Source organism: Marinobacterium sedimentorum (genome assembly GCF_024267675.1).
Lineage (GTDB): Bacteria > Pseudomonadota > Gammaproteobacteria > Pseudomonadales > Balneatricaceae > Marinobacterium_A > Marinobacterium_A sedimentorum.
Map to the genome: position 1 here is coordinate 118391 of NZ_JALDYX010000002.1, position 20712 is coordinate 139102.

Here is a 20712-nt window from a genome sequence, read left to right on the forward strand (position 1 = left end):
GCAGGGCCTGATGCACAGCCTGTTTGCGGGCGATGCGTTGCCCCCGGATGATCTGCTAACAACCGCCCTGATCATGCTGGCGGCGGTGCTGCTCGATGCCTGGCTGGGCGAGCCGCCGCTGTGCTGGCATCCGCTGGTGGCCTTCGGGCGCCTCGCCGCCTGGGCTGAGCAGAGGTTCCATGGTCGCTGGGGGCAGGGCGCTCTGGCCCAGATAAGCGCCGGTGCTATGGCCTGGCTGCTGTTGCTGCTGCCCGGAGTTGTACTTGCCTGGTTGCTGTCCGGTGTGCCGCTGCTGGGGGAGCTGGGCGCTGTGCTGGGGCTGTACTGGGCACTGGGACATCGCAGTTTGCACGATCATGCACAACCGGTGTTCAGGGCCTTGCAACAAGGTGAGGAAACCACGGCCCGGGACTATGCAGCGCGAATAGTCAGTAGGGACGCCGCAACACTGGATATTGAAAAATCAACTATTGAGTCAATTCTGGAGAACGGCAACGATGCGATATTCGGCGCCCTGTTCTGGTTTGCCCTGGCGGGACTGCCCGGCGTGGTGCTGTTTCGCCTGGCCAACACGCTGGATGCCAGCTGGGGTTACCGGTCGCCGCGCTACCTTTACTTTGGCAGGGCAAGTGCCCGTATCGACGATGCCCTGAATTGGCTGCCGGCCCGCCTTACGGCGCTGAGCTATGCGCTGCTGGGCCAGACCCGCGTGGCGTTGCGCTGCTGGCGCGCTCAGGCAGGAGCTTGTGACAGCCCCAACGGTGGCCCGGTGATGGCCGCAGGTGCCGGCGCTTTGGGCATTCGTCTCGGCGGGCCAGCCCGCTACCGGGGGGAATGGCTGCAAAAGCCCTGGCTCGGGCAGGGGCCTGAGCCGGTAGCGGCCGATATTCCGCGGGCGCTGACGCTGGTGCGCCGCAGCCTTGTGCTCTGGGTGCTGGTGCTGCTGGCCGCGGGGCTCTTGAACGCGTTGCGCTGACTTTCGCTAACGCCCATGACTGAATCAATTCGGATACTCACAATGCTGCAACATGGCGGACGCCTGCGGGCGGCGGCCCGACAACAGGGCATCGCGCTGCACCGCTGGCTGGATCTGTCGACGGGCCTGAATCCCCACGCCTGGCCGGTGCCAGCGCTGGATCCGCAGTGCTGGGCGCGCCTGCCGGAGGATGACGATGGCCTCGAAGCGGCAGCCCGCGCCTATTATGGCTGCGACAGTCTGCTGCCGGTGGCGGGCTCCCAGGCGGCCATCCAGGCGCTGCCCGGGCTTCGCCCGCCCAGTCGGGTACGGGTAATGTCGCCGGGCTACCTTGAGCATCAGCACGCCTGGCACCTGGCAGGCCATGAGGTAACACCGGTTTCCGTGCGTGAGCTGCGAGAGAGCCTGCCGGCGTCTGATGTGCTGGTGCTGATTCATCCGGGCAATCCCTGTGGCGAGCGTTTCAGTGCCGATGAACTTCTGGGCTGGCAGCGCCAGCTGGCGGCGCACGGCGGCTGGCTGGTGCTGGACGAAGCCTTTATCGATGCCACACCCGCAGCAAGCCTTGCAGCCTATGCGGGGCTTCCCGGGCTTATAGTGCTGCGTTCGGTGGGCAAGTTTTTTGGCCTGGCGGGTATCCGCGTCGGCTTTGTACTGGCAGAGCCTGGCATTCTGAATCCGCTGCGTGAACGGCTCGGGCCCTGGGCGCTGTCGGGCCCGTCCCGTGCGGTGGCCACCCAGGCCCTGGGTGATCGGAGCTGGCAGCAGGCCATGCGTGCGCAGCTCGCGCAGCAGAGTGATCGCCTGTCGGTGTTGCTGCAGCGTCATCATCTGGCGCCCAGTGGCGGCAGCGCCCTGTTCCAGTGGGTTCGTACCGCAGATGCTGCGCATCTGCATGTGCAACTGGCGCGGCGGGCCATTTTTACACGACTGTTTGAAGTGCCCGCGAGCCTGCGCTTTGGCTTGCCGCCGGATGAAGCCGGCTGGGCACGGCTGGATAGGGCCCTGACGGAGATAAATGCATGAGCGCCACAACACCGATAATCAGCAAAACCCTGATGATCCAGGGCACCACCTCCGATGCCGGCAAGAGCACATTGGTCGCCGGCCTGTGCCGGGTGCTGGCGCGCCGGGGCATCGCCGTGGCACCGTTCAAACCGCAGAACATGGCGCTCAACAGCGCCGTTACCGTTGATGGCGGCGAAATCGGGCGGGCCCAGGCGGTGCAGGCACAGGCCTGCCGTCTGGCGCCGCACACCGACATGAACCCGGTGCTGCTCAAGCCTAATTCCGATACCGGCGCCCAGGTGATCATCCACGGCCATGCCATCGCCACTATGGAAGCCGGTATCTACCACGATTACAAAAAGGTCGCCATGCAGGCGGTGCTGGAGTCCCACGGGCGCCTGTGCGAGCAGTATCGCGCGGTAGTTGTGGAGGGGGCGGGCTCGCCCGCCGAGATCAATCTGCGTGACCGGGATATCGCCAACATGGGCTTTGCCGAGGCGGTGGATTGCCCGGTGATCCTGATTGCCGATATTGATCGCGGCGGTGTCTTTGCCCACCTGGTGGGTACCCTGGCGCTGCTGAGCGAAACCGAGCAGGCACGGGTGGCGGGCTTTGTGATCAACCGTTTTCGCGGCGATATTGCGCTGCTGCAGTCGGGCCTCGACTGGCTGGAGGCGCGCACCGGCAAGCCGGTGCTGGCTGTATTGCCCTATCTGCATGGTCTGCATCTGGAGGCCGAAGACGCGCTGCCACGGGATCATGTGCCTGCACCCGAGGGCGCCTGCCTGCGGGTGCAGGTGCCGGTGATGCCCCATATCAGCAACCACACCGACTTCGATGCCTTGCGTCTGCACCCGCAGATCGACTTCGAATTTGTCGGGCCTGGCGAGACACCGGGGCCCGCCGACCTGATTATCCTGCCGGGCTCCAAGTCGGTGCGCAGCGACCTGCACTGGCTGCGCGCCCAGGGTTGGGAGGCGCATATCCGGCGCCATCTGCGTTACGGCGGCAAGCTGATCGGTATCTGTGGCGGCTATCAGATGCTGGGTCTGCAGGTGCAGGACCCGCTGGGCATCGAAGGGGCGCCGGGCAGTAGCGCAGGCCTGGGCTTGCTTGACATTGAAACACGGCTTGAGCCCCACAAGCAGCTGCGCAACGTGACGGGCACTCTGGTGCTGAACGGCGCAGCCGTATCGGGCTACGAGATTCATCTGGGTGTGACCCGGGGGCCCGGTCTGCAGCGCCCGGCGCTGCAGATCGAGGGCCGCGATGAAGGTGCCCTGAGTGGTGATGATCAGATTCTTGGCACTTATCTACACGGTCTGTTTGACCAGGCCGGTGCCACCGATGCGCTGCTGGCCTGGGCGGGATTTCGCGAGGCCAAAAGCCCGGACTATCAGGCACTGCGCGAAGCTGGCATAGACCGCCTGGCGGATTGCCTGGAAGCGCATCTGGATCTTGCTGCGGTGGATCGGTTGCTCGAGTTGTAGCTCTATCCATAAAGCGCGTTTTGGGTGTCAGGGTTTGAGCATCACAAAGCCTGCGAACAGCACCCAGGACAGCAGCAGCAGTATCCAGGGCAGCAGCGCCGGGCGTCCCTGGGCGTGCGTGGCTTGGGGTTGCGCCTCGGCATCGGATGTCTGGCTCTGGGCCTTGACCTGCTTGACGCGCTTGTTCAGTTCCCGCGATCTGGCCTTGTGCTGTTTCTTGTACTCATCGATGCCGCGCTGAATTCCCCTGGCGATCAGCCTTGTCTGCTCTTTGGTCTGCCCCGGCTGCTGGGTGGCACGGGCAAGCTTCTGGGCTTCGTCCTGGGTTTCGGGGGAGGGCGCCTTCTGTTTGGAATATCTGACCATCGGTGATCTCTGTGCTCTCTGTGCGGTTCCGTTTATTCAGTGGTCTACGGTGACTGTGAACCCCGGCGGGGTCAATGATGAAATGATGAATAGCCGCAGGGTTGAGGCCCACGCCTTCATCACGGCCTTTGCATCACAGGCGTCGCAGCGCAAAGCAAAAAAAGGAGCCACAAGGGCTCCAAAATGGGTCTCAGGCTGTAAAGTGCCAGAGATTTACACGCCAGGCCCCGCCGAGGCGGGACCTTTCCGGGGTTTTACTTCATGGTCGGCATCGAGAATTCGGAGCCGGCACGCAGGCCTGTGGGCCAGCGGGCGGTGATGGTTTTCATCTTGGTATAGAAGCGAACGCCATCTGGGCCGTGCATGTGCAGCGGGCCAAACAGGGAGCGCTTCCAGCCACCGAAGCTGTGAAAGGCCATGGGAACAGGGATCGGCACGTTGACGCCGACCATGCCCACCTGGATTTCCTCGCAGAACTGACGGGCGCTGTCGCCATCACGGGTAAAGATGGCGGTGCCGTTGCCGAACTCGTGCTCGTTGATCAGCTTAACCGCCTCGGCGTAGGAATTGACCCGGACCACGCAGAGTACTGGGCCAAAGATCTCTTCGTCGTAGATGCGCATGCCGGGGGCGACCTGATCAAACAGGGTCGGGCCGACGAAGTAGCCATTCTCGTGGTCCTTGGCAACAAAATCGCGGCCGTCGACAACTAGTTTGGCACCGTCTTCGACACCGGAATCAATGTAGCCTTTTACCTTGGCCGCATGTTCCTTGGTGATCAGCGGGCCCATATGGGCTTCTTCCGGCAGGCCGACACCGGGGCCTACGCGCATGGTGGCGATTTCTTCGCCCAGGCGGTGAATCAGGTTGTCCGCGACCTCGTCACCGACACAGACCGCTACCGAGATGGCCATGCAGCGCTCGCCGGCGGAACCGTAAGCGGCGCCCATCAGGGAATGAACCACCTGCTCGGGATCGGCGTCCGGCATGACCACCATGTGGTTCTTGGCCCCGCCCAGTGCCTGTACACGCTTGCCGTGTTCGCTGGCGGTCTTGTAAATGTATTCGGCGATAGGGGTGGAGCCCACAAAGCTGATGGCGCCCACGCGCGGGTCTGTCAGCAGCACGTCGACGGCTTCCTTGTCGCCGTTAACAATGTTGAATACGCCCTTGGGAAGACCCGCCTCGGCCAGCAGCTCGGCCAGACGGTAGGTGGTGCTGGGGTCCTTCTCGGACGGCTTCATCACGAAGGTGTTGCCACAGGCGATGGCGACCGGGAACATCCACATGGGCACCATGGCCGGGAAGTTGAACGGGCTTATGCCCGCACAGACGCCCACCGGCTGCATCTTGGAGTAGCTGTCCACGCCACGGCCGACGTTCAGACTGTGCTCGCCCTTGAGCAGGTGCGGAATGCCGCAGGCAAATTCCACCACTTCCAGGCCACGGGTCAGCTCGCCCTTGGCATCGGAGAACACCTTGCCGTGCTCGGCGGTGATCATGGCGGCAATTTCGTCGGCGTGCTCTTCCACCAGCGCCTTGAACTTGAACATGACCCGGGCGCGGTTCAGCGGGGATACCTTGCTCCAGCCCTGCAGTGCTTCTTCCGCCGAGGCGATGGCGGCGCGGGTTTCATCGGCGCTGGACAGCGCCACCTGCATGCTCGGCTCGCCGGTGGCCGGGTTATAGACGGTCGCGGTGCGACCGCTCTGGCTGGCGACATGTTCGCAGTCGATGTAGTTGCCCAGAGTTTTCATGTTATTTCCTCTTGAATCTTATTAGTGAGTGTTCGGATCTGTGCGCGTTAAGCGCGGATTTCGAGTCCGGCACTGTCACAAAAACGCTGCAGGTGATTGCGGCCCAGGGTCGCGTAGGTCAGCGGGTGCGCAACGCTTGGGTCCTGTTCGGCCTCAACCACCAGCCAGCCTTCGTAGCTGCTGGCCTTGAGGGCCTTGAACAGGGTTTCGTAGTCAATAAAGCCATCGCCCGGCACGGTGAAAACACCGCTGAGCATGGCGCTGAGGAAGCTCAGGTCGCGGTTTTTCGCATCCCGCATGATCTCGGGACGGATGTCCTTGCAATGCACATGGCAGATACGGGCCGCGTGGCGCTGCTGTACCGCCAGCGGGTCACCGCCTGCGTAGGTCATGTGACCGGTGTCGAGCAGCAGGCCCAGGGCATCCGAGGTGCCGGCCATCAGGCGGTCGACTTCGGCTTCGGTTTCGATCACGGTGCCCATATGGTGGTGGTACGCCAGGCGCACGCCCTGGGCGAGGCAGTATTCGGCCACCGTATTGATACGCTCCAGCAACAGTGCCCACTGGGCGTCGTTCATCACCGGACGCTGGGTCACCGGAGTTTCGATCTGGCCGTGCACGCAGCCGGTGACTTCGCAGAACACCATGACCTTGGCGCCGAGGGTCTTGAGCAGTGTCAGGTGATCCTGCAGTGCAGCAATTTCATCTTCGGCGCTGCGGTTCAGCAGCTCACTGCTGTACCAGCCGGACACCAGGTTCAGGCCATGGCTGTCCAGAATGGGGCCCAGGGCTTCGGGGGTGCGGGGGAATTTCTGGCCCAGCTCAAAGCCTGCGTAACCGGCCTGCTTGCCTTCGGTGAGGCAGGTTTCCAGCGAGGTGTCGGCGCCCAGCGCCGGCATGTCGTCGTTGGTCCAGGTCAGCGGGTTGATACCAATACGTACACTCATCTTGTTCTCCAAATAGGTAATAAAGGTGTGTTATCGAGTGCGTTAGCAGACAGCCTGCTAGCAGTCTGCTAGATGTTCTGTAGCTGGCGAGCCTTGAAGGATTCGTAACGACGACGTGCTTCAACCACCTGATCGCGCGGTGATACTTCCGGTACGGCCACATCCCACCAGGAACCGCCAATGTCAGAATCATTGACCACGTCGGTATCCAGGGTGATCAGGTAGCTGATCGGCGATGCCTTGGCGCGTACCAGCGCCGCTTCCAGTTCCTGGATATTGCCGACTTTCTCGGAGTTCGCACCCAGCGCCTTGGCGTGGGCGGCGAAATCGGTTTTGGGCGCGCCACCCTCTACGGTCAGGCAGTCTTCCAGCATGTTGTTGAAGCCGGGGCCGCCGCAGAACTGCTGCAGGCGGTGAATACAGCCATAACCGCGGTTATCCAGCACGACCATGACGATCTTGTGGCCGAGCATGACCGAGGTGGCGATTTCGGAGTTGAGCATCAGGTAGGAGCCATCACCGACCATGACGAAGACTTCGGACTCCGGCTTGGCCATCCTGGCGCCCAGGCCTCCGGCCAGTTCGTAGCCCATGCAGGAATAGCCGTATTCCATGTGGTAGCCACGGTCGTAGCGGGTACGCCACAACTTTTGCAGCTCGCCCGGCAGGCCGCCGGCAGCGCAGACCACTATGTCTTTTTCGCCGGCGGCGCGGTTGACCGCTCCCACCACTTCGGCGTCTGTGGGCAGGTTGGTGCCCCGGTCCGTGGTGGCCACATCCACTGAATGATTCCACTGCTCGCGCAGCTGCGCGGCTTTCTCGATCCAGCTGCCTTCGGGCTGCCAGCCTTCAAGGCCGGCCTGCACCAGCGGCAAGGTTAGCCTGGCGTCGCCGACCAGCGGCAGTGCCTTGTGCTTGATGGCATCGAAGGATGCCACGTTGATGCACAGCAGGCGGGCGTCCGGGTTGATCAGGGCGCGGGAACCGGTGGCGAAATCGCCCAGACGGGTGCCCACGGCAATGATCAGGTCGGCTTCGGCCGCCAGCGCATTGGTGGAGGCCGCGCCGGTAACGCCCGTGGTGCCCATGTTGCGTGCATGGTCCCAGGGCAGGGCGCCCTTGCCGGCCTGGGTTTCACCCACTGGCAGGTTAAAACGGGTTACCAGTGCATCCAGCTCTGCCAGGGCGCCGGAGTAGTGCACGCCGCCGCCTGCGATCAGCAGCGGCTTCTTGGCCTGTCGAATCAGGGCGATGGCGTCTTCGAGTTCGCGCAGGTCCGGTGCCTGGCGGCGCAGCTGGTGCAATTTCTCGTTAAAGAAATGCTCCGGATAGTCGTAGGCCATGGTCTGCACATCCTGCGGCAGCGCCAGGGTCACAGGTCCGCACTCGATCGGATCTGTCAGTACGCGTATGGCCTGGGGCAGGGAGGTCAGCAGCTGTTCGGGGCGGGTGATGCGGTCAAAAAAGCGGCTCACCGGCTTGAAGCAGTCGTTGGACGTCAGGGTATGGTCGTGAAAGTTCTCGACCTGCTGCAGTACCGGGTCCGGCAGGCGGGTGGCAAAGGTATCCCCCGGCAGGAAGAGCACCGGCAGACGGTTGACATGAGCCACCGCAGCGGCGGTGACCATGTTCACGGCACCAGGACCTGCGGAAGCGGTACAGGCCATCATCTGCTGGCGATTCAGCGTCTTGGCATAGGCGATGGCGGCATGGGCCATGCCCTGTTCGTTGTGGGCGCGGTAGGTGGGCAGCTGGTCCTGCACCTGATAGAGCGCTTCGCCAAGACCTGCCACATTGCCGTGGCCGAAGATGGCCCAGCAGCCTGCAAACATGGGTTTGAGTTCACCGTCGATCAGCACTTTCTGGGCCGTCAGGTAACGAATGACGGCCTGGGCCATGGTGAGTCTGATTGTTTTCATTATGAGTCTCTCCGACTTAGCTGGCGGTGCGTTCGCGCCAGTACTGAATCAGTTGCAGGTAGTTGTTGCTGACGCTGTTGATCAGGCCTTCATCATCGAGATCACCCGCCAGCCACTGGCGGCTCTCTTTGGCCCAGAGGGTGCGGCCAATGGTGAAGCCCTTGCAGATATCAAAGCCGGTTGTGTTATTGAAGCCTTCGCGGATCTCGGCAACCGGTGCATCCAGGCCCAGCAGTACCACGCCACGGCAGTGGGGAGCACGGGTCTTGATCAGATCACTGATCTGTGCCCAGGCCGCGCGGCTTGGCGACGGCAGTTTCCACCAGTCGGGGCGGATACCCAGGTTGTAGAAACGGGCGATGGAGCGCACCAGGGTGCTGTCGTCCTGCGGCATGTCCCTGGGCGGAATCAGTTCCAGCAGCAGTTCATGGCCTGAGGCGCAGCAGGCCTTGTACAGCTCCATGGCCTGACGTTCCTGGGCCAGACGGGTCTCGATGGCGTGGTCCGGATGGTAAAAGATCAGGCATTTCACCACGTGTTCGCGGGGCCATTCGCGCAGGCGGGAGCCAATGGAGCGACCGCCTTCGAGTTCAATCGGCAGGGACGAGGGCAGTTCGACCGGTCGGCCAATCCACCAGCCCTGGCCGGTGACATCGTTAAGCGCATCCTGGCCGTAGGTATCGTCGATCAGCACGCCGACATTGCCGTTGAGGCCGGCGGTTGCTGCGCCACGCTCGGTGGCCTTGACCAGCAGGCGCTTGAGGGTCTTGATGCGTGCGGGATCCGCACCCGTGGCCTTGGCCATGTCGAACAGCTGCTTGCGGTGGTCAAAGGCCAGACCGCAGATCTCGTTCCATTCGCCATTGCTGCGGGTGGTCACGCGGTGCAGGTAGTTGAGTTCGGTATCCTGATCAGGACGCGGAATTTCGTGGGCGTGCTGCAGGTAATAGTCCAGCTCTTCGCCACTGGGGATTGCCGGTGCACAGCCGTGACGCGACACCACCAGTGCCCCGCAGGCGTTGGCGTAGGCGCAGCAGCGCTCGGGGCTTTCATCCCGCAGCCAGCCGCGCAGGAAGCCGGACAGGAAGGCATCGCCGGCACCCAGCACGTTAAGGACTTCAACGCGCACGCCGGTGAAGACATCAAAGCTGTCCATACTGTCGGGGATGGCGCCTTCCAGCACGGTGCAGCCCAGGGCGCCGAGCTTGAGCACTATGGTGGCATCGCTCAGTTCGCGGATTTTCTTCAGCGCACTGATGGTGTCGGTGCTGCCACCGGCGATATGTACTTCTTCCTCGGTACCCACGATCAGGTTGCAGTAGGGCAGCACGGTTTGCAGGTGGGCGCTGACGCTGTCATCGGAGACGAAGCGGTTTTCGCCTTCACCTATACCCGTGAGACCCCAGAGCACCGGACGATAGTCGATATCCAGAATGACTTTGGTTCCGGCGGCACGGGCGTGCTCCATGGCCGCCTTGCTGGCAGCGTAGGTCTGCTCGGTGGAAAAGTGCGTGCCGGTAATCAGCAGGGCGCGGCTGGAGGCGATGAACTCGGGCGAGAAGTCATCCTTGCTGATCGCCATGTCGGCGCAATCACGACGGTAAAAGATCAGCGGGAAGGTTTCCTGATCCTTGATACCCAGAATCACCAGGCCAGTATGACGCTCGGCGTCTGTCTTCACATGGCTGACATCAACACCGGCGCGGGCCAGTTCTTCGCGCACAAAGCGCCCCATGTGTTCATCACCCACCCGGGTCAGCATGGCGGATTTGAGACCCAGGCGTGCGGTACCAAAGGCGATGTTGGCCGATGAGCCGCCCAGGTATTTGGCAAAGCCGGACATGTCTTCCAGGCGGCTGCCAATCTGTTCGCCGTACAGGTCCACCGCGGCTCTGCCAAGACAGATGACATCCAGTGGCCGGTCTGCGCTGCTGGCGCTGAAGTTGCTCATAGGGTGATGCTCCTGGGCCGTGCGTCCCACGGCGACTGTGCTTATTGTCGTAATTTGAAACTAATGATTCCAAATCTGTTGCCGCAGCTCGCTATCCAGTATGACCGACTATAGGGCTCTAGTGGCGGTCATCGGGCACGTTGTGCGGTACTCCCACGGGCTCTGTGAGCTGTCAGTAGTGAGTGTCTGGTTCGAGAATAGAACAAAAATTCCATAACAGCAACAAAATGGAAAATATTTTTTATTTCGGCCTGTGAAATAACCTCAGCGCCACAGTGGCTAGGGCGCGCTGGCGGCCAGGCTGCGGTATCTGGCTCTTTAAGGGGAGCGTTTCTGTGTAGGCGAGCGCACTGCTGAGACTATTATGGAATAAATATTCTGTAAATATTGATATGGGAACATAAATTCCTTATGGTTTGCTTATCGCACGGGCCTGAATGCCGCCCCCTTTGGGGTGAAATGGCCAAGGCTACTTCATTTTTGGAAATTTCATTCCAATTCGGTGGCGCGGGGGTTATAAGGAACCCTGAACACTAGAGGGACGCCGAACCATGAATGCAGTACCCCAAACGCTGGCCGATCTGAAGGTAGCCATCGCCGAGCAGCACTCGGTGCTGAGCAAGCGCCTGCGCCAGGTGGCGCAGTACGTGATGGACAACCCCAATGCCATAGCCTTTGGCACAGTGGCGGTGATTGCCAAGGATGCCAGTGTGCATCCCTCGACCCTGGTGCGCTTTGCCAATGCCTTTGGCTATAGCGGCTTTAGCGAAATGCAGCGCCTGTTCCAGCAAAAGCTGATTCAGGAATCCCCCAGCTATACCGAGCGCATCCGCATCGCGCGCGAAGAGCTGGGGGATGACAGCCGTGATACGCCGCTGCAGCTGCTGTCGCAGTTTGCCGGCGCCAGCGCCGTGGCGCTGGAGCAGCTGCGCGAGAGCATCAGGGAGGAAGACCTGGAGCGGGCGGTGGATATTCTGGCCGCTGCCGAAGCCACCCATGTGGTGGGGGTGCGTCGTGCTTTCGTGGTGGCGACCTATTTTGCCTATGCGCTGCGCCATATTGACCGTCGCGCCTATCTGATTGACGGTGTGGGGGGCATGTATGCCGAGCAGGGCGGCGCCATTGGCGAGCGCGATGCGATCATTGCTACCAGCTTCCATCCCTATGCACCGGAAACCCAGGACGTGGCCAAGGCTGCGGTCGAGCGCGGTGTGCCGCTGATTCTGATTACCGACAGCCAGCTCAGCCCGCTGGCGGCGCTGGCCTCGGTCTGCTTTGTGGTGCGAGATGCCGAAGTGCATGGCTTCCGCGCCCTGGGCTCCACCCTTTGTCTGGCCCAGGCATTGTCCATCAGCCTGGCGTACCGGGTCGACAAGCAGCGTGTGGCCGGCTGAATGCCGGGCGGGGCTGGTTGGCACCCATTGAACTCTTAACCCTAAAGAAGGTGAAATTCATGTCCAAGCTCCTGTCCCGCCCGACAACGCCCGATGACCAGGGCTGTATTCAGCGCATTACTCCCGCTTCCGCAGGCTGGGACTATGTCGGATTTGAGGTCTACCAGTTGCAGCCCGGCCAGGTGCTGGAGCAGGCTACCGGCGATCAGGAGGTCTGCCTGGTGCTGGTCAGTGGTCTGGCGGATATTGCCACTGAGCAGGAAAGCTGGGCAGGGCTTGGCGAGCGCATGAGCGTATTTGAGCAGAAGGCACCCTACAGCGTTTATGTGCCACCTTCGGATCGTTTTCGCGTTACTGCGACTACAGCACTGGAACTGGCGCTGTGCAAGGCACCCGCCAAGGGCGAGTTTGGCGCCCGCCTGATTACCCCGGCCGATACCCGCTACGAGATGCGAGGCGAGGGCACCAATCAGCGTCATGTGTGCAATATCCTGTTTGGCAATATGGCGGCAGAACACCTGCTGGTGTGCGAAGTCTTCACCCCGGGCGGGAACTGGTCCAGCTATCCGCCGCACAAGCATGATCGCGACGCGGCACCGGCGGAAACCCGGCTGGAAGAAACCTACTACCACCGCATCAATCCGCCCCAGGGCTTTGCCTTTCAGCGCGTCTATACCGATGATCGCAGCCTGGACGAAACCATGGCGGTGGAAGACCACAATGTTGTAATGGTGCCAGAAGGTTATCATCCGGTGGGTGCGGCCCACGGTTACGACCTCTATTACCTTAATGTGATGGCAGGTCCCGAGCGCACCTGGATCTTCCACAATGATCCCGATCACGAATGGATGATAAAGAAGGACTGATCAGGCGCGTTGTCTGGTTAATCAATGCGGCCAGCCGGCTGTGGCTCTGTCCACCCGGCTGGCCGCGGCGTTTTTCAAATGCTGTTTTATGTGCTCCCATCAACGTGAACGCTGTACCTGGACTGCCTGCTCGAACGCATCCCGGCATTCGCAGGCTCATTCCAGGCCTGGGGCTGCGAAAGCACTGCAGCAGATCGAGGATGCTGTCATGGCTGCGGGCCTCGCCTTGCCATCAGTTAATTGTCTTTGAGCTGCGAAAGCATTCCAGTAGATCGTTAATGGCGCTGTCCTCGCTGGCCTCGTCGCGCCAGCACATGCCGACAAAGCCCTCCACTGTATCTATCTTTATATCCAGCGGCACCACCAGGCCGCGACCGGTAAAATGCCGCGCCACCCGTTCCGATCCCACCGCCAGCATGTCGCTGTACTGCAGCAGCCAGAGGTTGCCCACCTGGGAGGAGGACTCCACCCGGTAGGGCGGCGGCTTGAGGCCTGCGCGGGTCAGTGCCACTTCCAGCCTGCTGCGAATGGGTGTACCCCGGGGCCAGACTATCCAGTCGTAGGCGTAGACATCGTCCCAGCCAAGGTCGCGGCGCTTGGCCAGCGGATGGTCGGGGCGGGCCATGATGCGCAGCGGCTCGTCATAGAGCCGTTCGCTGCACAGGTTTGGCTGCGGCTGGTAGTTGTCCAGCCGTCCGACCACCAGATCCAGCTTGCCCAGCTGCAGCTTTTCCAGCAGATCGTTCATGGTGCTTTCCTGCAGTTCCATGCGTGCCTTGGGGTGCCGTTCAAGAAATTTCATGATGGCGGCCGGTACAAAGCTGGGGGCCGAGGCCGGTGAGGTGCCCACCGCGAAGGTGCGCGAGCTGCCTTCCTGCAGGGCTTCCAGGTTGTGCTGGGCGCGGGACATTTCGGTCACCATGCGCCTGGCATGGCCGATCAGCAGCAAGCCCATGGGCGTGGCTGTGAGCCCCCGCGCATGACGCTCGAACAGCGGTCCGCCGACATCCTCTTCCAGTTCCCTGAGCCATTTCGACAGCCCCGGCTGGGTGCTGTGCGACGCCCGGGCCGCGTCACTCAGGCTGCCGGTTTCGTGCAGGCTGATCAGCAGGTGCAGGTGGTTGAGCCTAAGACGGCGGGTCCAGTCCATCGTGGTATACCCTAAATCATATGGATGTATCGCAACATATCATTATTCAATATGAGTTGTCTGGTGAATAATCGTTCGTACACAGGGTCATCACAACGACATCGCTCACCGGGGGTCGTTGACAGCTTAGGCTGAGGCTTCAGTCGTCGACGGGCCGGTACCGCTAAAACAAGAGGTTGGTTCGATGCAGCTATACAGTTTCTTTAACAGCTCGACGTCCTACCGCGTGCGAATCGCGCTGGCGCTCAAGGACGTTCACTACACTTATCACGGCGTCAATATCCGTGTGGGCGAGCAGCGTTTTGCCGATTATGCGGCGCTGAATCCGTCCAGGGGCGTGCCGCTGCTGGTCGACGATAACGGCACCACGCTGAGCCAGTCCATGGCCATCATCGACTATCTGGATGCCCGTTTCCCGCAACCCCGCCTGATTCCCGTGGAACCCGAGCTGCGCGCCCGGGTACTGGAAGTCGCCAATGGCATTGCCTGCGACATGCATCCGCTGAACAACCTGCGGGTGCTGGGTTACCTGAAAAACGAACTGGGCCTGACCGATACCCAGAAAGACGCCTGGTATGGGCACTGGGCCCGCGAAGGCTTCAATGCGCTGGAAACCCTGCTGCAGCGCAACGGCAAGGCGCCTTACTGCTTTGGCCAGACACCGACCCTGGCCGATGTCTGCCTGGTGCCCCAGGTGGCCAATGTGCTGCGCATGGGCTTTGACATGGCCGCCTATCCGCGGGTCATGGCGGTATACGAGCACTGTCAGCGCCAGAGTGCCTTTGAGCAGGCGGCGCCGAGCGCACAGCCGGATTATCAGCGCTGATCGAGCCTGTAATCGTGAATCCCATTTACGGAGTATGAGTATGAATAACAACAAGCCACAGCAAAACGTTATTGTCGTCGGTGGTGGTATCGGTGGCCTCGCTGCGGCCCTGGCGCTGACCCGGCAGGGTATCAGTGTTCAGCTGCTTGAACAGGCCGATACCATCGGCGAAATCGGCGCCGGTATTCAGCTGGGCCCCAATGCCTATGCGGCACTCGATGCCCTGGGTGTGGGTGAGGCGGCCCGCAGCCGTTCGGTGTTCACCGACCATCTGATCATGATGGATGCCATTGATGCTTCCGAAGTCGGTCGGGTGGATGTAGGCGAGCCGTTCCGCCAGCGTTTTGGCAACCCCTATGGCGTTATTCACCGCGCCGACATCCATCTGTCGATTCTGGAAGCGGTGGAAAAACACCCGCTGATCAGTTTCCACACCTCCACCAAGATCGAAAACATGGAGATCAAGGACGACGCTGTGGTCGTGATCGATAGCAAGGGCAACCGCTTCGAAGGTGACGCCTTGCTGGGCTGCGACGGCGTCAAGTCCGTGGTGCGTCAACAGCTGGTGGGCGATAAGGCCAAGGTGACCGGCCATGTCGTTTATCGCGCCGTGGTTGACGTTGAAGACATGCCGGAAGATCTGCGCGTGAATGCGCCCATGTTGTGGGCCGGACCGCGCTGCCACCTGGTGCATTACCCGCTGCGCGGCGGCCAGCAGTACAACCTGGTGGTGACCTTCCACAGTAACGAACAGGAAGAATGGGGCGTGCGCGAAGGCAGCAAGGAAGAAGTGCTGTCCTACTTCGAGGCTATTCATGCCCGCCCGCACCAGATGCTCGACAAGCCTAAGTCCTGGATGCGCTGGGCCACCGCCGACCGTGATCCGGTAGGCAGCTGGGGCCAGGGTCGCGCCACCATTCTGGGCGACGCCGCGCATCCCATGACCCAGTATCTTGCCCAGGGCGCCTGCATGGCGCTGGAAGATGCGGTGACCCTGGGCGAGGCGATCCGGGCCTGCGACAACGATCTGGAGAAGGCCTTCCGTCTGTACGAGACCATCCGTATTCCCCGTACCGCGCGGGTGCTCTGGTCCGCCCGTGAAATGGGCCGGCTCTATCACGCCAAGGGCGTTGAACGTCTGGTGCGTAACCAGCTGTGGGCGGGTCGCTCGCAGGAACGCTTCTACGATTCGGTCGAGTGGCTCTATAGCTGGAATGTCGCCAACTGCCTGAAGCAGCCGGGCGAGAAGTAAGCGCGCACCTTATTAAGGAGGAGAATACCGATGCAAGCACTTGGAACTTTGGAAGATCTGCCGCAAAGCTACCGTGATGAGCTGACGGCGCACAATCTGGTGCCGCTGTGGCCCAACATGCGCGCCGTACTGCCGCCCCATGTGCCGAGCCGCAAGACCCAGGCCCTGCGCTGGGATTATGCCAGCGTGCGTCCGCTGCTGCTGCAGGCTGGCGAACTGACCCCCATGGAAAAGGCCGAGCGACGCGTACTGGTGCTGGCCAATCCGGGTCACGGCCTGACCAACATGCAGGCCACCCCCAGCATCTATCTGGGCATACAGCTGATATTGCCGGGTGAGTCGGCGCCCAATCATCGCCACACCCCCAATGCGGTGCGCATCATCATCGAAGGTGAAGGTGCCTCGACCACCGTGGACGGCGAAGTTTGCCGCATGGAGCGGGGCGACCTGATCCTGACGCCGTCCGGCAAATGGCATGAGCATCAGCACGAGGGCGATGGCCCCATCATGTGGCTGGATGTGCTGGATCTGCCGCTGATGTATCAGCTCGAAGGCTCCTGGGCCATCGAGGGTACACCGCAGCAGGATAACCGTGCGCAGGACAAGTCCTTTGCCGAGTACAGCGCCGCAGGCGTGGTGCCGAACATCAATTTTGAACGTGCCGCCCAGGACTCGCCGCAGCTGCGCTATCCCTGGGACAAGACCCGCGCCTGCCTGGTGGAAATGGCCAGCCATTACAGCGAGGGCCTGCTGCGGATCAGCTATGTGAACCCCGAAACCGGCGCCAGCCTGTTCCCGAGCATTGGCTTCGGTGCCCTGATGCTGCGCCCGGGCGAGAGCATCCGCCTGCCCAAACGCACCACCGCCTGCGTGTTTCATGTGGTGGAAGGCGAGGGCGCCATGAGCGTTGATGGCGCAGATGGCCTGAGCTGGGTGGAAAAGGACACCCTGTCCGCCCCCGGCTACACCGAGATCACCCTGAGCAACCGCTCACCCGATCAGCCGGCGTTCATGATCACCGCGGACGAAGGCCCGCTGCATCAGTACCTCGGTATTTATTGATTAGCCCCCTATTGACGACCATTTTCAGGAGAACAGGATAATGTCTGAACAGCTCTTATTCCCGGCCAAAAAACAGCCCCTGGCTACAGTGGCAGGCACCGATGCACTCTTTCCGGTACACCGCATCTTCTGCGTGGGCCGCAACTACCATGCCCACGCCGCTGAAATGGGTGTGAGCGTCGACAAGTCCGAGCAGGAACCTTTCTACTTCACCAAGCACCCGAGCAGCCTGCTGCCGTCCGGCAGTGAAATCGCCTATCCGCCGCAAACCGGCAACTACCATTACGAAATGGAACTGGTGGTGGCGATCGGCAAGGAAGGCTTCGAAGTGCCCGAGAGCGATGCCAACGACATCATCTTCGGCTATGCCAGCGGTCTGGACATGACCCGCCGCGATCTGCAGCTCAAGGCGCGCAGCACCAACCGCCCCTGGGATCTGGGCAAGGACTTCGAAGAGTCCGCCATCATGAGCGCCATCGTGCCCAAGGAAGTCACCGGCATTATCGAGTCCGGCAAGATCGAACTGGCCGTCAACGGTGACGTGAAGCAGCAGTCCGATGTCGACAAGCTGATCTGGAATGTGCCCGAAATCATCGCCCACCTGTCGAAGTTCTATCACCTGCAGCCCGGCGATCTGATCTTCACCGGCACGCCCGATGGCGTCGGCGCGGTCGTGGCCGGCGACAGGATCACAGGTTCCGTGGCAAAGGTCGGCGATATCGAGCTGACGATCAAGAAGTAAAGCTGGCACTGATTTAACGCCAACCCCTGACGTCTCTTTAAACCTAATGGCGCCCATCGTCTGGGCGGCCAACGGGCAGGGTTTGCCTGCGCCGGTATCTGCCGGCCAGGCATGCAATAACTATAAAAGTGGAGCTCATCCCCATGATTAACATCAAAAAGCTTGTTAGCTGTGTCGCCATCCCTGCCGTTGCCACTGCCGCCCTGGCCTTGAGTCTGTCGGCCAGTGCAGAGCGCATGCGCCTGGGCCATGTGACGCCGCCAAGCCATATCTGGCACCAGGTGGCCGAACGCTTTAACGACAACCTTAAAGCCGATTCCGGTGGCAAGGATTCGCTGATGATATTCCCGCTGTCCAAGCTTGGCGGCGATGACCAGATGATCGATCTGTTGCAAAGCGGTGGCATGCAGCTGGCCATACTCACGGCCGGCAGTCTTTCCAACCGCGCTGACGAGCTCAACGGCTGGTTCCTGCCCTTTGCCTTCGACAACGTGACCGATGCCGCCGAGGCCACGCAGACGCCCGCGGCCCAGCAGATGCTGGCCGACCTGAAACAGCACAAGCTGGTGGGCCTGGGGTATACCCTGGCGGGCATGCGCCATGTCATTTCGTCCAAGCCGATCAGTAGCCTGGACGACTTCGCCAACAAGAAGATCCGCGCCTTCCCCAACAAGCTGTTCAATGACTGGTGGAGCCAGCTGGGTGCCGCGCCCACGGCGCTGGCCATCAGCGATGTATCACCGGCCCTGACCACCAACCTGCTCGATGCCGTGGATGTGGACCTGGATATCGTCGTTGGCCTGAAGATGTACCAGCAGGCGCCCTACCTGACCCTGACTAACCACATGGCCTTCCCGGGCGTGGTGGTGGCATCTGAAGTCTGGTGGAACAAGCTGGGTGAAGACAAGCAGAACCAGGTCCTGAAGGCCTTCCACGAAGCCGAAGCCTGGGGCTTCAAGCAGCAGGCGCAAGCCGAGGTCAGCAACCTGGAACGGCTGAAGGCCGAGGGTGTCACCGTCACTGAATTTGACCGCGCACAGCTGGCGCCGGTGGCCCAGCGCATCGTCGACAGCTACACCGCGGGTAACCCTGCCATCAAACGCTTTTATGAGCAGACGCGGTAAACAATAAACAGGGCAGGGGTGCGCCTCTGCCAGGCGAGGTGCTTATGTCTGGTTTAATAACAAGGTTCGACCGGCTCATCGGGCAGATTGAATACGCGCTGCTGATCGGCCTGACCGCCAGCCTGACGCTGATTCTGTCGGCCCAGGTGGTGCTGCGCTACTTCTTCAGCAGTCCGCTGTTCTGGGCCGAGGAAGTGGCGGTGCAAATCCTCATCTCGGCCACCTTTATCGGTGTCAGCTATCTGCTCCATGCCAATCAGCTGGTGCGGGTGGACCTGCTGCTGGCGGGACTGACAGGGGCGGCGGCGCTGTGGATGGAGCGCCTGCTGAACCTGGTCGTGCTGGTCACCCTGCTGGTGTTCTGTTATTACGCCACCGACTGGATCCTGCGCCCGGAAATCAAGGCCGATGTATCCCCCACCACCGGCTTGCCGCGCTGGTACAACTACGGCGTGCTGGTGGCGGCATTCTACTGCATGAGCTGGCACCAGCTGGTCCGGCTTTCGTGCCCTGCTACCAGGCCCGTATTAAAGGAGGCTGCCGCATGATGACGTCCGCTGTGTTTTTTATCAGCCTGCTGGCTGGCCTGCCGATCTTTATCACCCTGCTGCTGGGCACCCTGGTGTTCCTGCTGCAGGCTGACCTCGCGGTACTGATGACATCGCTGCCGATCCAGCTGTATGGGTCGCTGAACCAGAACGGTCTGCTGGCCATCCCGCTGTTCATGCTGGTGGGTGAGCTGATGAACCGCGGCGGCCTGACCACACGGCTGATGAATGCCGCCGATGTGTTCGTCGGCGGTTTCACGGGCGGGCTGGCCTACGTCAACCTGCTGACCAATGCCATGGCGGCCTCCATTCTGGGATCGGCCACCGCGCAGATCGCCGTCATGAGCCGGCTGATGATCCCGGCCATGGTGGAAAAGGGCTACAACAAGGAATTTTCCGCCGCCGTGACTATGGCCGGGGGCCTGCTGGGGCCCATTATTCCGCCGTCCATGCTGATGATCATCTACGGCGTGGTGGCCTATCAGCCCATTTCGGCGCTCTTTATCGCCGGCATTCTGCCGGGGCTGCTGATCGTGGCGGGCTTTGCGCTGGTGATCTTTATCACCGGTCTGGTCAAGGGCCTGCCCAGCGGCGAGCGTCACCCGAGCAGCCGTGTGCGCAAGGATCTGCTTGCCGGTCTGCTGCCGGCCACCATACCGCTGGTGGTGATCGTCTGCATCATTGCCGGTGTCATGACCCCCACCGAAGCCGGCGCCGTAGCCTCCATCATGGCGTTCGCGATCGGCGCCGGGGCCTACAAGGCGATTCGCATCAAGGACCTGGGCGCCATCTTCGCTTCGGTGGCGCTGAACACCGCCACCATCACCGGCCTGATTGCCACCGCCTCGGTCTTTGGCTGGGCGCTGTCGTTTGAAGCCGTGCCGGATATGCTGGTGGAATGGATCAGCGGCATTACCACCTCGCCCATCCTCTTCCTGATGCTGGTGTATGTGCTGGTGATTGTGCTGGGCATGTTCCTCGAGAGCATCAGCGTGATGATCGTCATAGTGCCCATTATCCTGCCGGCGGCGCTGTCCTTTGGCATCGACCCCATCCACTTTGGCGTCATGATCAGCCTGGCGACCCTGGTGGGGCTGGTGACACCACCGGTCGGGCCCGGCCTCTACATCGCCATGACCGCGGCCAACCTGCCAATGGGGGCGCTGTTCCGCGCCATGGTGCCTTTCCTGCTGTCGATGTTCGCCTGCATGCTGATCATCGCGCTCTTCCCGGCCATTTCCCTCTGGCTGCCGAGCCTGATGGCCGGCTGACGGTATTCCTTTTCGAGCCCTGCCGGCACCTTTTGCCTGCGGGGCTTTTTTTGTATTCGCCTG

The 20712-nt window shown here is 61.6% G+C and carries 18 protein-coding genes; 12 read left to right on the forward strand and 6 right to left on the reverse strand.

Annotation, left to right across the window (positions count from 1 at the left end; all coding sequences use genetic code 11):
* The first annotated feature begins 10 nt into the window (after positions 1-10).
* From cbiB to MRS74_RS02945, 3 genes are read left to right on the forward strand one after another with little or no spacing between them, the layout of a single operon-like run.
* Positions 11-976 carry an adenosylcobinamide-phosphate synthase CbiB gene (gene cbiB, locus MRS74_RS02935; protein WP_254578773.1) on the forward strand — a complete coding sequence of 322 codons (966 nt, stop codon included), beginning with the start codon at positions 11-13 and terminating at the stop codon, positions 974-976.
* A gap of 42 nt (positions 977-1018) precedes the next feature.
* On the forward strand, positions 1019-2002 hold the full coding sequence (cobD, locus tag MRS74_RS02940; protein WP_254578774.1) for a threonine-phosphate decarboxylase CobD: 984 nt from the start codon (positions 1019-1021) through the stop codon (positions 2000-2002).
* A complete protein-coding gene (locus tag MRS74_RS02945; RefSeq protein WP_254578775.1) occupies positions 1999-3474 on the forward strand; it encodes a cobyric acid synthase in 1476 nt (491 codons plus the stop codon). The genes cobD and MRS74_RS02945 overlap by 4 nt, the downstream gene beginning before the upstream one ends.
* A gap of 27 nt (positions 3475-3501) precedes the next feature.
* Here MRS74_RS02945 and MRS74_RS02950 read toward each other — a convergent pair whose 3' ends face one another.
* From MRS74_RS02950 to MRS74_RS02970, 5 genes are all read right to left on the reverse strand, one after another.
* Positions 3502-3840 carry a DUF2956 family protein gene (locus MRS74_RS02950; protein ID WP_254578776.1) on the reverse strand — a complete coding sequence of 113 codons (339 nt, stop codon included), beginning with the start codon at positions 3838-3840 and terminating at the stop codon, positions 3502-3504.
* Positions 3841-4094: 254 nt separating this feature from the next.
* On the reverse strand, positions 4095-5597 hold the full coding sequence (locus tag MRS74_RS02955; RefSeq protein ID WP_254578777.1) for a CoA-acylating methylmalonate-semialdehyde dehydrogenase: 1503 nt from the start codon (positions 5595-5597) through the stop codon (positions 4095-4097).
* Positions 5598-5644: 47 nt separating this feature from the next.
* Entirely contained in the window at positions 5645-6544 is a 900-nt protein-coding gene (gene iolE / locus MRS74_RS02960) for a myo-inosose-2 dehydratase (protein ID WP_254578778.1), read from the reverse strand.
* A gap of 68 nt (positions 6545-6612) precedes the next feature.
* The gene (gene iolD / locus MRS74_RS02965; RefSeq protein WP_254578779.1) at positions 6613-8463 is read right to left on the reverse strand and encodes a 3D-(3,5/4)-trihydroxycyclohexane-1,2-dione acylhydrolase (decyclizing); all 1851 of its coding nucleotides are present in this window, start codon (positions 8461-8463) and stop codon (positions 6613-6615) included.
* 16 nt (positions 8464-8479) lie between these two features.
* Entirely contained in the window at positions 8480-10414 is a 1935-nt protein-coding gene (locus MRS74_RS02970; protein ID WP_254578780.1) for a bifunctional 5-dehydro-2-deoxygluconokinase/5-dehydro-2-deoxyphosphogluconate aldolase, read from the reverse strand.
* A 551-nt stretch (positions 10415-10965) separates the two neighbouring features.
* On the opposite strand from MRS74_RS02970, the gene MRS74_RS02975 reads away from it, so the two are divergent.
* Positions 10966-11808: a MurR/RpiR family transcriptional regulator gene (locus tag MRS74_RS02975; protein WP_254578781.1), complete on the forward strand. Its 843-nt coding sequence runs from the start codon at positions 10966-10968 to the stop codon at positions 11806-11808.
* 59 nt (positions 11809-11867) lie between these two features.
* A complete protein-coding gene (iolB, locus tag MRS74_RS02980) occupies positions 11868-12674 on the forward strand; it encodes a 5-deoxy-glucuronate isomerase (protein ID WP_254578782.1) in 807 nt (268 codons plus the stop codon).
* 232 nt (positions 12675-12906) lie between these two features.
* Here the strand turns inward: iolB and MRS74_RS02985 are convergent, their stop codons facing one another.
* Entirely contained in the window at positions 12907-13824 is a 918-nt protein-coding gene (locus MRS74_RS02985) for a LysR family transcriptional regulator (RefSeq protein ID WP_254578783.1), read from the reverse strand.
* 184 nt (positions 13825-14008) lie between these two features.
* On the opposite strand from MRS74_RS02985, the gene maiA reads away from it, so the two are divergent.
* The 7 genes from maiA to MRS74_RS03020 all read left to right on the forward strand — a co-directional run bounded on the left by maiA (position 14009) and on the right by MRS74_RS03020 (position 20649).
* Positions 14009-14650: a maleylacetoacetate isomerase gene (maiA, locus tag MRS74_RS02990; protein WP_254578784.1), complete on the forward strand. Its 642-nt coding sequence runs from the start codon at positions 14009-14011 to the stop codon at positions 14648-14650.
* Between the two features lie 40 nt (positions 14651-14690).
* Positions 14691-15902 (forward strand): 3-hydroxybenzoate 6-monooxygenase, encoded by a 1212-nt coding sequence (locus MRS74_RS02995; RefSeq protein ID WP_254578785.1) that lies wholly within the window; start codon positions 14691-14693, stop codon positions 15900-15902.
* Between the two features lie 30 nt (positions 15903-15932).
* Positions 15933-16964: a cupin domain-containing protein gene (locus MRS74_RS03000; RefSeq protein ID WP_254578786.1), complete on the forward strand. Its 1032-nt coding sequence runs from the start codon at positions 15933-15935 to the stop codon at positions 16962-16964.
* A 40-nt stretch (positions 16965-17004) separates the two neighbouring features.
* Positions 17005-17706 (forward strand): fumarylacetoacetate hydrolase family protein, encoded by a 702-nt coding sequence (locus MRS74_RS03005; RefSeq protein ID WP_254578787.1) that lies wholly within the window; start codon positions 17005-17007, stop codon positions 17704-17706.
* A gap of 143 nt (positions 17707-17849) precedes the next feature.
* Positions 17850-18830 carry a TRAP transporter substrate-binding protein gene (locus MRS74_RS03010; protein WP_254578788.1) on the forward strand — a complete coding sequence of 327 codons (981 nt, stop codon included), beginning with the start codon at positions 17850-17852 and terminating at the stop codon, positions 18828-18830.
* A 44-nt stretch (positions 18831-18874) separates the two neighbouring features.
* On the forward strand, positions 18875-19378 hold the full coding sequence (locus MRS74_RS03015) for a TRAP transporter small permease (protein ID WP_254578789.1): 504 nt from the start codon (positions 18875-18877) through the stop codon (positions 19376-19378).
* Positions 19375-20649 carry a TRAP transporter large permease gene (locus MRS74_RS03020; protein ID WP_254578790.1) on the forward strand — a complete coding sequence of 425 codons (1275 nt, stop codon included), beginning with the start codon at positions 19375-19377 and terminating at the stop codon, positions 20647-20649. Before MRS74_RS03015 ends, MRS74_RS03020 begins: the two co-directional genes overlap by 4 nt.
* Positions 20650-20712 lie beyond the last annotated feature (63 nt).

Bases quoted from the DNA above. Each gene is read 5' to 3' on its own strand.
- MRS74_RS03020 (WP_254578790.1), top strand. From the start codon at position 19,375: ATGATGACGTCCGCTGTGTTTTTTATCAGCCTGCTGGCTGGCCTGCCG.
- cbiB (WP_254578773.1), top strand. From the start codon at position 11: ATGCACAGCCTGTTTGCGGGCGATGCGTTGCCCCCGGATGATCTGCTA.
- iolD (WP_254578779.1), bottom strand. From the start codon at position 8,463: ATGAAAACAATCAGACTCACCATGGCCCAGGCCGTCATTCGTTACCTG.
- iolE (WP_254578778.1), bottom strand. From the start codon at position 6,544: ATGAGTGTACGTATTGGTATCAACCCGCTGACCTGGACCAACGACGAC.
- MRS74_RS03010 (WP_254578788.1), top strand. From the start codon at position 17,850: ATGATTAACATCAAAAAGCTTGTTAGCTGTGTCGCCATCCCTGCCGTT.
- MRS74_RS03005 (WP_254578787.1), top strand. From the start codon at position 17,005: ATGTCTGAACAGCTCTTATTCCCGGCCAAAAAACAGCCCCTGGCTACA.
- MRS74_RS02975 (WP_254578781.1), top strand. From the start codon at position 10,966: ATGAATGCAGTACCCCAAACGCTGGCCGATCTGAAGGTAGCCATCGCC.
- MRS74_RS02970 (WP_254578780.1), bottom strand. From the start codon at position 10,414: ATGAGCAACTTCAGCGCCAGCAGCGCAGACCGGCCACTGGATGTCATC.
- MRS74_RS02955 (WP_254578777.1), bottom strand. From the start codon at position 5,597: ATGAAAACTCTGGGCAACTACATCGACTGCGAACATGTCGCCAGCCAG.
- MRS74_RS02995 (WP_254578785.1), top strand. From the start codon at position 14,691: ATGAATAACAACAAGCCACAGCAAAACGTTATTGTCGTCGGTGGTGGT.
- MRS74_RS03015 (WP_254578789.1), top strand. From the start codon at position 18,875: ATGTCTGGTTTAATAACAAGGTTCGACCGGCTCATCGGGCAGATTGAA.
- cobD (WP_254578774.1), top strand. From the start codon at position 1,019: ATGCTGCAACATGGCGGACGCCTGCGGGCGGCGGCCCGACAACAGGGC.
- maiA (WP_254578784.1), top strand. From the start codon at position 14,009: ATGCAGCTATACAGTTTCTTTAACAGCTCGACGTCCTACCGCGTGCGA.
- MRS74_RS02950 (WP_254578776.1), bottom strand. From the start codon at position 3,840: ATGGTCAGATATTCCAAACAGAAGGCGCCCTCCCCCGAAACCCAGGAC.
- MRS74_RS02945 (WP_254578775.1), top strand. From the start codon at position 1,999: ATGAGCGCCACAACACCGATAATCAGCAAAACCCTGATGATCCAGGGC.
- iolB (WP_254578782.1), top strand. From the start codon at position 11,868: ATGTCCAAGCTCCTGTCCCGCCCGACAACGCCCGATGACCAGGGCTGT.
- MRS74_RS03000 (WP_254578786.1), top strand. From the start codon at position 15,933: ATGCAAGCACTTGGAACTTTGGAAGATCTGCCGCAAAGCTACCGTGAT.
- MRS74_RS02985 (WP_254578783.1), bottom strand. From the start codon at position 13,824: ATGGACTGGACCCGCCGTCTTAGGCTCAACCACCTGCACCTGCTGATC.